Origin of the sequence: Phaeovulum molybdatiresistens (genome assembly GCF_023544865.1) — a bacterium.
Taxonomy (GTDB): domain Bacteria; phylum Pseudomonadota; class Alphaproteobacteria; order Rhodobacterales; family Rhodobacteraceae; genus Pontitalea.
Genome location: NZ_JAMJFX010000047.1, coordinates 1 through 11,354, shown reverse-complemented (window position 1 = coordinate 11,354; position 11,354 = coordinate 1). Strand labels below are relative to the sequence as shown.

General features: G+C 62.3%; 16 protein-coding genes. 11 read left to right on the top strand and 5 right to left on the bottom strand.

Annotated features, from left to right (window positions below; genetic code table 11):
- Positions 1-47 precede the first annotated feature (47 nt).
- On the bottom strand, positions 48-827 hold the full coding sequence (locus tag MXB90_RS16980) for a hypothetical protein (protein WP_250046608.1): 780 nt from the start codon (positions 825-827) through the stop codon (positions 48-50).
- Between the two features lie 731 nt (positions 828-1,558).
- Positions 1,559-2,131, bottom strand: a complete 573-nt coding sequence (locus MXB90_RS16975) for a hypothetical protein (protein ID WP_250046607.1) — start codon at positions 2,129-2,131, stop codon at positions 1,559-1,561.
- Positions 2,132-2,747: 616 nt separating this feature from the next.
- Here MXB90_RS16975 and MXB90_RS16970 point away from each other — a divergent pair.
- From MXB90_RS16970 to MXB90_RS16930, 9 genes are all read left to right on the top strand, one after another.
- Positions 2,748-3,230: a hypothetical protein gene (locus MXB90_RS16970; RefSeq protein ID WP_250046606.1), complete on the top strand. Its 483-nt coding sequence runs from the start codon at positions 2,748-2,750 to the stop codon at positions 3,228-3,230.
- Positions 3,231-3,483: 253 nt separating this feature from the next.
- Positions 3,484-4,002, top strand: a complete 519-nt coding sequence (locus MXB90_RS16965; protein ID WP_250046605.1) for a hypothetical protein — start codon at positions 3,484-3,486, stop codon at positions 4,000-4,002.
- A gap of 26 nt (positions 4,003-4,028) precedes the next feature.
- On the top strand, positions 4,029-4,604 hold the full coding sequence (locus MXB90_RS16960) for a hypothetical protein (protein WP_250046604.1): 576 nt from the start codon (positions 4,029-4,031) through the stop codon (positions 4,602-4,604).
- Positions 4,601-5,035, top strand: coding sequence for a hypothetical protein (locus tag MXB90_RS16955; protein ID WP_250046603.1), 435 nt, complete (start codon positions 4,601-4,603; stop codon positions 5,033-5,035). The genes MXB90_RS16960 and MXB90_RS16955 overlap by 4 nt, the downstream gene beginning before the upstream one ends.
- A 69-nt stretch (positions 5,036-5,104) precedes the next feature.
- Entirely contained in the window at positions 5,105-6,154 is a 1,050-nt protein-coding gene (locus MXB90_RS16950; protein ID WP_250046602.1) for a hypothetical protein, read from the top strand.
- Positions 6,155-6,715: 561 nt separating this feature from the next.
- On the top strand, positions 6,716-6,925 hold the full coding sequence (locus MXB90_RS16945) for a cold-shock protein (RefSeq protein WP_250046601.1): 210 nt from the start codon (positions 6,716-6,718) through the stop codon (positions 6,923-6,925).
- A gap of 93 nt (positions 6,926-7,018) precedes the next feature.
- Positions 7,019-7,285: a hypothetical protein gene (locus tag MXB90_RS16940; protein WP_250046600.1), complete on the top strand. Its 267-nt coding sequence runs from the start codon at positions 7,019-7,021 to the stop codon at positions 7,283-7,285.
- 35 nt (positions 7,286-7,320) lie between these two features.
- Complete coding sequence (locus MXB90_RS16935) at positions 7,321-7,710, top strand: DUF6481 family protein (protein WP_250046599.1); 390 nt, start codon at positions 7,321-7,323, stop codon at positions 7,708-7,710.
- A gap of 215 nt (positions 7,711-7,925) precedes the next feature.
- Complete coding sequence (locus MXB90_RS16930; RefSeq protein ID WP_250046598.1) at positions 7,926-8,645, top strand: DUF1499 domain-containing protein; 720 nt, start codon at positions 7,926-7,928, stop codon at positions 8,643-8,645.
- A gap of 186 nt (positions 8,646-8,831) precedes the next feature.
- On the opposite strand, the gene MXB90_RS16925 is transcribed toward MXB90_RS16930, so the two are convergent.
- Positions 8,832-9,356: an outer membrane beta-barrel protein gene (locus MXB90_RS16925; RefSeq protein WP_250046597.1), complete on the bottom strand. Its 525-nt coding sequence runs from the start codon at positions 9,354-9,356 to the stop codon at positions 8,832-8,834.
- Positions 9,357-9,440: 84 nt separating this feature from the next.
- On the bottom strand, positions 9,441-9,896 hold the full coding sequence (locus tag MXB90_RS16920; RefSeq protein WP_250046596.1) for a hypothetical protein: 456 nt from the start codon (positions 9,894-9,896) through the stop codon (positions 9,441-9,443).
- Positions 9,897-10,040: 144 nt separating this feature from the next.
- Here MXB90_RS16920 and MXB90_RS16915 point away from each other — a divergent pair, with 144 nt between their 5' ends.
- Positions 10,041-10,622 carry a hypothetical protein gene (locus MXB90_RS16915; protein ID WP_250046595.1) on the top strand — a complete coding sequence of 194 codons (582 nt, stop codon included), beginning with the start codon at positions 10,041-10,043 and terminating at the stop codon, positions 10,620-10,622.
- A 69-nt stretch (positions 10,623-10,691) separates the two neighbouring features.
- Here MXB90_RS16915 and MXB90_RS16910 read toward each other — a convergent pair whose 3' ends face one another.
- The gene (locus MXB90_RS16910; protein ID WP_250046594.1) at positions 10,692-10,877 is read right to left on the bottom strand and encodes a hypothetical protein; all 186 of its coding nucleotides are present in this window, start codon (positions 10,875-10,877) and stop codon (positions 10,692-10,694) included.
- A gap of 11 nt (positions 10,878-10,888) precedes the next feature.
- On the opposite strand from MXB90_RS16910, the gene MXB90_RS17905 reads away from it, so the two are divergent.
- The gene (locus MXB90_RS17905) at positions 10,889-11,224 is read left to right on the top strand and encodes a hypothetical protein (protein ID WP_462982321.1); all 336 of its coding nucleotides are present in this window, start codon (positions 10,889-10,891) and stop codon (positions 11,222-11,224) included.
- The last annotated feature ends 130 nt before the right edge of the window (positions 11,225-11,354 follow it).

The following is an 11,354-nucleotide window of genomic DNA, read 5'->3' as shown; positions in this document are numbered from 1 at the left end:
GGATTGAGTTCCGCGACGGTCTCCGTCACCTTCAAGCCGCCGCCTGATCAAGCGTCACCAACTTCTGCGCATAACTCCGTCGCCGGTAGAGGCATCTCCTGCGCTGCGTGGTTTATCACAGCGTTCAGCGAGTTCAGGTCGCGGGCGACAGAACTCTGGCTGATGGACTTGCCGTTGGTCTTCAGCCGCTGGAGCATGAAGTCGCGCACAGAGCGAGCGTCTTCGCGTGTCTGCTTCACCAGCACGGGGTCTCTGCCCAGCGCCTCAACCACCAGCCCTACCACGCGCTCCACCTGCTGCTTGAAGCGTTCCTTTTCTTCGGGTGCTTCTGTGTTGTCGCGTTCCGCAAGGTAGAAGGACATCGCGTCCCGAAGAGTAGCTTGCGGGGGCTTGGACTTACCTGCGCTGTTCAGGATGCTGATGGTGAAGGCGTCCAGCTTCGACGGCTTGAGCGGGTAGCCCGTTTCCTCATCTCGGGGGTATTGGTTGACGATCCCTTGAGCCAGATGATCCCGGCCCTCCCAGTCGGTGTCACGCATACCCATCTGCACCGCCCGCTGGTAGGCGAGTTGGTGAAGCCGAGGGTCGGAGAGGTCACCTCGTTCCGCTGCTGCATTGGTCTCCGCAGAACGCCGCGCATCAGCGATCTCACGCTCCACCTTGGCACGGAACGTGGGATAGGCCGCTAAGGCGTCACGCTCGGTGTCGCCCAGCTTCCCCTTGAACTCACGCTTCAGGATTACAGCGGAGAGGTCCTTCGGCACGCGACGGCGATACTGCCAGCCGCCTGCTTTGGTCTTCTCAACGTAGCGCAGTACAAGCCTCATGTGTGCCTCGTGTGTGCTTGCACACGCACCGAAATGGCCATCAAGTAGCTGATTTTCTTGATTTCTTCAAGATTCCCGAAGGAAGTTGGCTCCGGCGGTAGGGGCGCGAGAGGCCAGAAACTCCAATTTAAAATCAACGTCTTGGCAGCTGACTCCGGAGCAGACTCCGGCTTGTGCATAAAATCTTGCGGCAGTCAGTGCCGAATTTCAAGACCCATCCCAAGCGGGCCCCGCGATGGGCCCTTTATCGGCGGACGCACGATGGCAATCTGATTTGACCTAGCTAAAGCCGCTTTTCCGGGATGACATCTTCAGCCTGCGCAAGTCGCAGGACACCCACATCGAGGTTGAACAAGATTGCCGCCAGAACAGGGCCAGCAGGATCTCAGTGTTCGACAGAAGGATCATGCCGCCCGACATTGTGACTTGGCCACTAAATGCGAGGGCAAGCCCGCAATTGGACTGAGACCGTAATGTCGCGAGATCGCGTGACTGTCTGCCAAGGGCGGGAGCGTCCCAGCCATCAAGCCACCTTATGCTCGCTTGAACGGATATGCTGGTCGGCAAGGCATCTGGCAGTTGGATCGTCCGGGAGGCTGCGTCCCATGTTTCCGTTGCAGGCTGATGTCGCTCGGACAGGAGCGTGCTCACCGCTCCGGATTGCCAACGACGGGAAGACCGGCGGCGCGGTGCCGGAGCGGCTGGCATCGTCTGTCTGCTCCGGGTAAGGTCTAGCCTCCGCTGAAGAGAAGCCGCTGTCGCATGGTCATGCCGTCGATCGTCCACGACATGCCGCCCACCAGCGAGCCACTGACGGCGGCGATCAGCCGGATCGTGAATTCGAACTGTCGGCCTTCCTGCGATGTGGCGATGCCGGTGCCGATCAGCCGGACCAACGAATTTTCATCACACCCAAGGGCAAGGCCCAGATCAGCGGTGCTGACAACCGGAGTGCCCGCGACATTGTCCGGTCCGACCCAGTCCGGCTCTTCCCCGCCTACGAGGGCGAGGGAGATCGTGGGCGAGCCCTCGGTAATCATGACCAGCCCGCCATCCATCACGGCCAGCGTAGTCTGATATGTCTCGATTGTCGCCATGGGAATGGTGGCGCCGCCCGAGGTAAGCGCGCCAGGTCCAACCGTGGCATTGTAGACGCCAACAAGATCCCCGATGCTGGGCTGATAGGCGCAGCTTCCGGTCGGGTCCGTGTCCTGTGCCTGCGTCGGCAGGGCAAGAACGGATGCAGCGGCAAGAGCGGCGAGTGCGGCCTGCAACGCTCCGCGGCGCAGTCCCTGGTTTTGCATGATCGCCCCCCCTCCTGTTCCGCCGCCGGCCTGACAGCGACATGTATGGTCGTATGGTCAGAAAGGGACGATGCGATGTCAACCGTTCTGTTCGGCAGTCTTGTCTGACCGCAGTTCCCGCCGCAGGGTTACGCCGGTCGCCCGCACAGGCGTTGAACATGATTGCCGCCAGAACGGGGCCAGCAGGATCTCAGTGTTCGACAGAAGGATCGGTTCCGCCGAACGCATCAAGGATCATGCCGCCCGGCATGGTGACTGGCCCAGCAAATGAGAGGCAAGCCCGCAATGGGACTGGGACCGGACTATAGCCAGATGACGCACCGGTCTGACGGGGACGAAAAGCGGCCAGCCGCTGCACTGCGTTCGAATGAACGCCCCCGAGGCAGAGTGGCCTAACTGACTGCACTGCGAAGCAACAATTTTCCACCCACGTGTCCGCTTCCGGTGCCCGCGCGACCGGCAGCAGGCCACGGTAGAGATTACCTGTGGCCACGCGGCTGAAATTCTCATAGCCTGAATGGCGCGATGTGATTGTGCCCCAAAGCGACGGGCGCTTCTCTGGGTGCTTGCCTCGTGGGCGGCGCCATCCGTCATCCTTCAGAAGGAGCGACCGATCATGAAATGGATTTCTGCCTTCGCCTTGGCCATCCTTGCCGTGCCCGCTTTGGCACAAGAACCGGGCGGCGCCGTCACGGGAACCCTGAACGGCACCCCGGTGACCTGCCAGATCTGGCCCATGCAGTCAGATTACAGCAGCTTCGGCAACACCCTTGGGGTCAGCCTCATGACCAACCGCTGCGAGGGCGACGCGTATCAGGGCCAGATCGCGCTGAGTTTCGAGAGGACGGGCGAGACGATCGGCGCTGTGGAAATCCGACTTTTCGGCCTGGTCGACAGTCCCAATCGCTATGGCAATACCGATACGGGTGCCACGCTTGAGCTGCTCTCGGCCAGCGAGGACGGCGGTTTGCTGTCGCTGTCGGGCACTGTGTCGGCGCAGGTCGGCGCTTCGGATGATCGTGGCCGCACCATCGACCTGTCCGCCGCGCAGGACCTGGAAATCAGCTTTTCCGGCGTGATCGAAAGTCTCGACCGCTGAAGCGGCACATGGCGCGGCAACTTGCACGAAACGCAATTCGGTGTCCGCCTCGGCAATGCCCCCGGGATCGCGCAGGGCTGGATCCGGCCGCCCCGGATGTTGCCGCCCGATGACAGAAACTTGTAGTCACGCGGCTGAAGTTTCCCTAGCCTGAAGGGTGTCGTGAGGATGTGCCATTGGGCAAGGGACGCCCTTCCCGGCTTTTGCCTTGCGCGAGAATCCACCCGGCACCGTTCAGGAGGATAGGTTCTTGATGAAATTTTCCGCGGCTATTCTTGCACTTCTTATGTCGGCGACACCGAGCCTGGCCTTCGAAACCGAAGAGATCGGTATGATTGAGGCCAGTTTCGATGCCGCGACCATCACGCAGCCCACGGTCCTTGCCCGCGACGGGGATCAGGCCCAGGCAACGGCGTTCATGTTTCTGACTGGCGTGAACGCGGCCCTGAGCATCGCAGGTTACAGCCCCGACACCGCGCGACTGAGCGTCGAGGTGGACTTCATGACAGAACAGCCCGGACCGGAAACGGCGCCCATGGGCATGACCATCAGCTACGCCCCGGGAAAGGGTGGCCGCTGGACATCCGAGGACGCGCCCTCCGCGCCCACCGTGGCATTCGCCACGCTCAACGCCGATGACGAAGAAGGCCGCGCCATTGGCACTTTTGTCGCCGAGCTGTGCTTTGCGGAAGATTACGAAGGAGGCGGCGATCCAGGCAACTGCCGCATGATCGAGGGGCGTTTCGACACCCGCTTCTTTGTCGAGCGATAGGTCATAACACCGTGAAAGGTCCGCGCATGAAGCATCTGTTTTCACTGGCCTGCATCGCTGGGTTGGCCGTCACCGGCCCTGCCCGCGCCGATCCATCGCCCTTTTGCGGAAAGACCGGCGGCTCTGATTGGTCCGAGGTGGTCGAGGCATTTGTCGGCGCGTGGCGGATCGAGCATCAGTCGGGCTATGCGCGGATGGGCACGATGGTTCTGCCCTTTCCCGGCGATGGCGAGGTAGAGACCCTTACCGTCGCCCTGCGCGGGGATATCCTGGAGGCGACCCACCCCCAGGCGCAGGCGCCGCTGGTGTTGCGGCTGGCCGATGAACCCCGTTGGGTGGTCGAGAGATCGGACCCCTATGTGCCTGCCCCCGTGCTGAGCCCCGACGATGTCGGGCTGATGATGGGCTGCGACCAGATGAAGTTGCCGCGCCTTGTGGGAACCTCAACCGCCGTGGTCGATGGTGTGCGGATGGATTTCACCTACCGGATGATGGCGATCGACTGGTCAAACCTTTATGGCATCATGGAAATGACCGCGACAGTTCAGGGAAACCCGGTCCTTGCCCGGCGCACGGTCTGGATGCGGGGGGTGGGACAATGACCACGCATCCGGCTTTCACCACCCGCAAAAGCCGCCTCATCCCCCTGTGCGTCACCCTTGTGCTTGCCCTGGGGGCCGGCGCCGCCTCGGCTGCGGATCGCGCGACCTGCAAGGTGATCGTCGGCTTGTTGAAAGCGACCGACAAGGGGCTGGAGGATACCGCCCTTGGCCAGGCGGGCCGAAGCCCCACCAGCGGAATTGCCACCTATGCGCGCCAGGCTCAGGAATTTGCGGACCAGTTTTCAACCCGCGATCCGCTGCCCGAGGAAATCTCTGCAGCGTTGTCAGCCATGGCCGAGGCGGCCGATGCGCATTACTTCATCGCCGATGCTGCCCCGGCACTGTTGGGACCCGCGCTGATCATTCAGCAGGCAATGCCGCAGATTTGCGATGGCGTCGACGTTCCCGATCTGGCGCGGCATGGCGAATGATCCGCGCCGTGCAGATTTGATACATCTTCGTCCGGGCGCGTTTGATCCCGCATCGACAAAGGAAATGATATGGCCGGTTATTCCGAGTTTTCATTCACGTCGCTTTGGGCGCGCATCGGCGGCAAGGCGGATCAGGCGCTGAAGGCCACCGGAAATGCGCCACGCGGTGTCCTCGTCGCGCTCCCCGAGGCGGAGCGCGCAGCCCTTGCCGCCCAGATCACGCCCCATCTGGACGCGCTCGAAGGGGTCAGGCTGCAGACGCTGGCGACGGTGGACAGTCGCGCCCGCCTGCTGGTGCCGCTAGCGGGGGGCGGGGCTTTCCTTGCCCTGCTTGCGGGTGGGCAGGGCATGACCGCCGCCGTGATCTTCGGGCTTATCGCGGCCGTGGTCGGCTGGTTCATCGCCATGGGCAATCGCTCGGGCCAGTATCAGGCGATGGTGAAAACCCGCTTTGCCACGGTGACATCGGCGCATCTGTCAGGCTTCGATCACGTCGTAGAGCCCGAGACGGACCTTGCACATCTGCGCGGTTGGCACCTGTTTCCCGATCTTCAGTCCGCCAGAACCTCGGACCGGATCAAGGGCCAGCGGGGCGGGCGATCCCTGTCGCTGTCCGAGATGTCGATCGCCTATGCGCCGGGCAAGCGCGACCGAAGCGATCACGTCCTGTCGTGCTCGGTCGTCGAGGTGGCGTCGGGCGCGGTCGACGGGGCGATGCTGGTGCTGACCCCGAAGGACGCACCACCGCGCATTCTCGTGTCGCAACACAAGGCGGCCGATCTGATCGCCGCGTCGACCGGTGATGCGGCGTTCGATGCGGTCTACAGCCTGCGCACCAGCGATCCTGGAACCACGCACCTGCTGACGCCAGAGCTTCGCACGGCGATCCTGGCCCTGGACGACGTCGCGCCGGCGGGTCGCCCCTATCTTGTGTTCCTGCCAGGATACCTTGCCGTGCTGTTTCCCACGACGTTTGCCGACCTGGCCTTTCATGTGCCGCCCTATTGGATCCGGATCGATGCAGAAGCCCTTCTGGCACAATTCGCATCGGACCTCGCGCGCAAGAACAGCCTGATCAACGCGGTCCTGCGCTTGCCGGATCTGCCGAGATCCGAATGATATCCCGAAAAACGAGCGCAACATGACCAGACGCACCGCGCCGCAGATTAAACCGTTACGAAAGATTCCGGCCGAAAGTTGATCCTTGGGCAGGTTTCGTCGTTCCCTCTATTCATTTGAAATCGCGTGACACGAGAAACCAAGAGTTCCTTTTGAAATCATGATGTTGGCGGCAGACGCCTTGTGGTGCGCCACCACATGACGGCGGTGGCGCAACTGGGGTTCGGCACGCCCCATTCAGACCATGATCTTTCCGGTTTTCAGGCTTCAATTCGCCGGGAGATAGACCTGAGAATGGAGTGGTGTTTGCCACGGGTAGCTTCGTCCGTTCCTTTGCCTGACGCAGGTTGTTTCAAGCCATTCAGACCGGATCAGGGCGTTAAAGATTGACAATTGAAGGAAATGTGGCTATTAAGGTGGGGCCGATATTTGCTGGCCGGGCTTTGATTGTTGCGCTATTGGCACAGCGCCGTGAACAGATCTCCCTTTCAAAAAATCGCCACGTCACATCCGCGTCGCTTTCGGGCAGCGGGCAATCAATACGCTTGGAAAGGGTTCATCATGACCACTGGCACAGTAAAATGGTTCAATGCCACCAAAGGCTTCGGTTTCATCCAGCCTGACAACGGTGGCCCGGACGCATTCGTTCACATCTCTGCCGTCGAACGGTCCGGAATGCGCGAAATCGTCGAAGGCCAGAAAATCGGTTACGACATCGAGCGTGACGCCAAGTCGGGGAAGATGGCGGCCTGCAACCTTCAGGCAGCTTGATCTGACGCCCGCTCTCCCCCGTGCGGGGACGAGTCGGCATCGCGCAGCGCATTGTTCTGATCGAGGTCGGGCAATCCTGCCTGGCCTTTTTTCTTGCTGCTCAGCAAGATAGACATACGGGGTTCAACCGCGATGACACAAACATACAGCAGGCCGCGCCAGCAGGCAGAGATCGCATTTGCGCAGGCACAGTCGAAGTTCCTGACGCGCGCGCGTGCGCTCGATGAACTCGATGCCATCGCCGATGCGCGCAAGGAAAAGACCTTGGGGCTGCGGAAAGCCCGTCTGGCGAAGGAACTTGAAGATCGTGCGGGGGCGACCACCACTGCCTCGGCAACGAAACGAAGCAAGAAGGCCTGAAGTTCAGGTCAAGTGAAACCCTACAGGATACAGATTTGATATATACCAAAACCAATGATCTTTCCGACCGTCGCGGCGCAGCAGCCGAGGCCAAGGCCGCACTACTTCAATCCTACCGGGCCACAATGGCCGCGGGCGATCCGGCCCGGCTGGCACGATTGGAAGAACGCCGCGCGATTGCCGCTGCCAGAGACGAGCGCCACGCAGAGCGGGATAGGTTGAAGCGCGAAGAGCGTGAGCAAGAGCAGAGACGTCTTGATGCCGAGGCTGCAGAACGTCAGGCGGCAGTCGATGCGACGGCCTTGGCTGAAAGGGAACGCCGCGAGAGGGTGGAGGGCCTGATCGCCCGGGTCGTCAAGGACGAGGCCGCACGAAAAGCCGAACGCGACCGACGCTACGCCAGTCGCAAGGCCCGGCAGAAGTAGGCTTCACGGCCGCATGGAGAGATCCGCACAAAACGGCCACCGCCCTGTAGGAGCGGTGGCCGTTTTCCTGTCGAATACCTCAGATGAGCGTTTATGATGGAATGGATAGCCAGTTCGTGGCCACGACCTCACAGTCCTGGTCGGGGGCAAATCCAAGTCGGCCGAGGTGAAGACCCACCCACGTCTCAATTCCAACCCACAGCCGGAGACCACCCATGCGTGACACCCTGACCCGCGCGTTTGGCGCGCTTGCCATCCTTCTGGGCCTTGCCTCGTTCGGGCTTCTGGCGGCCTCGGTCTGGGGCTTCCGCGCGGGCGACTGGCCCTGGCCGCGGGCCTATCAGGTCGCGGGATGGGGCGCAGGGGCCGCCATGGCCGGTGTTCTGGTCGCCCTGGCCGGTCTGGTTTCTTGGGCCATCCGCCGCCGTGGCGGGCACGCGCTGCTGCTTCTGGGGCTGATGGTGTCGCTGCCCGTTTCGGGTGCCGGGATTGCCTTTGACTGGGCGGCGCGGACGACACCGCCGATCAACGATATCGCGACCGACATCACAGACCCGCCGGTCTTCTGGTTCACCGCCACGCCGACGGACTACCCTGCCGAAAATGCTGTTCTGCAGCGCGCGGCCTATCCTGCGGTGCGCCCGCTGGAATTGCCGATTGGCCCTGATGAGGCTTTCGCCGCCAGCCGTGCGCTTGTTGAAACGCGCGGCTGGAAAATGCTGTCCGCCGATCCCGCCGAGGGGCAGATTGAGGCGATCGCGCGCAGCCGCCTTTTCGGGTTTGAGGATGAGGTGGCGATCCGCGTCACCGGGACCAACACCGGCGCAGTGATCGACATGCGTTCGCGTTCGCGCCTTGGACAGATCGACCGCGGCGCCAACGCCCGGCGGATCGAAGCCTTCCTGTCTGATCTGGCAGCGCATGCCCCGAACTGAGGCTCGATGGTAAAGCACCTGATCCTGCCGAACGACCGCAAGCGTGCGCCGATGACCGTCTGTCGCGGATGACACTTGGCAGGCTTCATCCAAGATGAAGTCAAGCTGGCTACCAATCCGCGATCCGTAAAATGGGCTCGTGGCTTATTAAAAGCCACGAGCCAAGGTCAACCGAGGAACCGAGGCTTAGAATTTCCAGGATGCTCTCAGGCCGGCGCTCCATGCGTCGGCATCAATTCCGGATCCTCCGATATCGGAGAAATTATGCTCGAGCAGTTCCAGGCTAACGATGGTCCGAGGACTGACGGCGTAGGCCGCGCCAACACCATAGAAACTGCCCCAGTCATCGCCAAGACCGTCAACATTCACTTTCGCCGCGCCTGCGGCGAGATACACCAACGTCTGGCCGAAATCGTAGCCAGCGGTCGCCTTCAAGCGCATCACCCGATCCGCGGTGACAGCCCCGGGGACAAGCTCAACATCCGTCCAGTCATGCTCAAATTCGCCGCCGAGAACCCATCGACCCGCGTCAAACCTGTATCCGGCGTGAATGCCATAAGCTGTGTCGTTTTCTTTGACACCAACGACGCTGGTATCCACCTCGAGATTGCCGATCCCGGCACCGGCGTAGAAACCTGACCAGTCGCTGGCGAATACCGAAGTCGTTGAGAGCGCCAGAATCGCTGCGCCCACCGCAAGTTGCTTTCTCACTGTTCTCTCCAGGTTAAAGTTAAAACGAGGAAAACACCGCGTTTGCGGCATTTTGGAGAATTACGAGCGAGGTCTTTCATTGGATCAGTTCCTCCCCCGCCCCGCGGATCGCGCCCGAGACAGCACGCGCGCCCGCGGCGATCGGGGCCGCATCAGCCCGCCGATATCCGGATCGATGTCGAGTTTCAGTTTCATGCCGGCACCAGTTCCAGCGTCCCAACGCGCCGATCCCGGTGCCGCGGCGGCGTGACGTGGACAAGGCATGTCGATCCCGCGATCACGCTTCGCTCCATGCAGTTGGACGTGGCAGGCACCCGCCTGCCGCGGGATAGACGCGCGCAAGGCACCACCGACAAGGAATCGAATGGCTCCCCGCAGGTCCGCGATGAGGCCCGGACCTCCAAGGAATGGTTCCATCACGTTGGCTTGCCCGTGCCGGTCCGGCACGCTCCTGCCGATTGACGCCTGCGATCGGCTGACTATCGCCAAACGTGCGGGCCTGCCATTTTTTCCGCCGGAAACAAGCTTGAAGATGCTCATCCAACCATCTGTTTCGGCGTGGTTTTGCGCAAGACACACGCCACACTCATAAGCTGTGGAAACCGATCCGATTGCATGCTCGTTGAAGGGCGTCAGGGTGCCTGTGGCCCCTGCGTTTCTCGAAACAACGATCAGGAAACAACCATGAAAAGCAAACTGCTCACCACCTCTGCACTGGTCACGGGTCTGGCAATCGCATCGCTGAGCGGCACCGCCGCGCTGGCGCAAGGCAAATCCGACTTCGCCCCCGGGCACCAGGCCGGAGCCGCGCGCGACTTCGCGCCCGGGCAGTTGAAAGACGCCGGCGAAAGCGCGCGCGGCTATGCGGTCGGCCATCAGGTCGCCAGCATGCCCGACGACGGCGGCGAGGATGGTGCCGATGAGGACGAGAACGAGACGGATGAAACAACCGGCGAGGATGACGGTGAAACCGGCGAGACCGGGGACACTGGCGAAACCGGGGATTCCGGTGACGGTGCCGATGACGGTGACTCCGCAGAGGATGGCGACGGCACGGATGCCGGCGACGGCAGCGACGACGCCGGTGCAGACGACGATGCCGGGGAGGACACTGGCAGCGGTGACGAAAGCGACGCCGGAGAAGATGGCGAGACCGGCGAGGATTCGGGCGAGGATTCGGGTGACGCCGGCGCCGAGGACGGCTCGTCCGATGACTCGGGCGATGAAGCCGGCGACGACGCTGCAGACGACGACAGCGCGACCTGACCCAGCTTGAGGAAGAGCGCAGGCACGCGCCCCTTCCGCACCCTCGCCGTCACGACGGCGGGGGTGTTTTCATGTCCGATCACAGCGACAAGGTCCGCGTGTCAGCAAGCTGCGCAAGGCGGTCGCCGCCAGTTCCCGCGCGCGGGCAAGCAGCTGCGGCCCCTCCGGGGCGACCAGCGCGTTGATGTTCTCCAGAGGCGCATTCGAGTCCCGCAGCCGGCGTTTCGCCATCGCGCCTTCGAGCTGCGCACGCATGGCGATTTTCCGTGCTCTGGTATTCGCAACGGATCACCCATGCGATAGGATCCGACGCGCTCACCCGCTATTCTCTGGACTTCGGTTATGGGACAGCCGACTTCTCGAGCGACGCCGGGTTTGACAACGGCCACTGGCCCGGCAGCGCCTCGAAAGGTCACCATGCTGTGCCAGAAAGGCGACAGTCTGCCTCTATTCCCGGTTTCTGGCGGGCAAGCTTGTTTTCAGCCAGCCGAGGGCCTACTTTCAAAGGCATGTTGACGATCATTCCTCTGGTCAGGTTCCGGATCTTTTCCGGTTCGCTGCTGACGCGCACCCTGCCCCGGGCAGAGGCGGTCACCTGCTGACGCCTTTTCCCGGGGCACCTTCCTTCCAGATCCAGGTCAGCCAGGCGGACATCGTCCGTTGAGGAGTCATCATGCCTTTCCATTCCAAAGTCCCGCTGCCACCCGGCGCGGGCACTTTTCCAGGCTGCCC

Coding starts and splice junctions, on each gene's coding strand:
- MXB90_RS16955 (WP_250046603.1), top strand. CDS start 4,601: ATGACCACGCATCCGGCTTTCACCACCCGCAAAAGCCGCCTCATCCCC.
- MXB90_RS16980 (WP_250046608.1), bottom strand. CDS start 827: ATGAGGCTTGTACTGCGCTACGTTGAGAAGACCAAAGCAGGCGGCTGG.
- MXB90_RS16945 (WP_250046601.1), top strand. CDS start 6,716: ATGACCACTGGCACAGTAAAATGGTTCAATGCCACCAAAGGCTTCGGT.
- MXB90_RS16930 (WP_250046598.1), top strand. CDS start 7,926: ATGCGTGACACCCTGACCCGCGCGTTTGGCGCGCTTGCCATCCTTCTG.
- MXB90_RS16950 (WP_250046602.1), top strand. CDS start 5,105: ATGGCCGGTTATTCCGAGTTTTCATTCACGTCGCTTTGGGCGCGCATC.
- MXB90_RS16910 (WP_250046594.1), bottom strand. CDS start 10,877: ATGCGTGCGCAGCTCGAAGGCGCGATGGCGAAACGCCGGCTGCGGGAC.
- MXB90_RS16975 (WP_250046607.1), bottom strand. CDS start 2,131: ATGCAAAACCAGGGACTGCGCCGCGGAGCGTTGCAGGCCGCACTCGCC.
- MXB90_RS16960 (WP_250046604.1), top strand. CDS start 4,029: ATGAAGCATCTGTTTTCACTGGCCTGCATCGCTGGGTTGGCCGTCACC.
- MXB90_RS16915 (WP_250046595.1), top strand. CDS start 10,041: ATGAAAAGCAAACTGCTCACCACCTCTGCACTGGTCACGGGTCTGGCA.
- MXB90_RS16920 (WP_250046596.1), bottom strand. CDS start 9,896: ATGAGCATCTTCAAGCTTGTTTCCGGCGGAAAAAATGGCAGGCCCGCA.
- MXB90_RS16965 (WP_250046605.1), top strand. CDS start 3,484: ATGAAATTTTCCGCGGCTATTCTTGCACTTCTTATGTCGGCGACACCG.
- MXB90_RS16970 (WP_250046606.1), top strand. CDS start 2,748: ATGAAATGGATTTCTGCCTTCGCCTTGGCCATCCTTGCCGTGCCCGCT.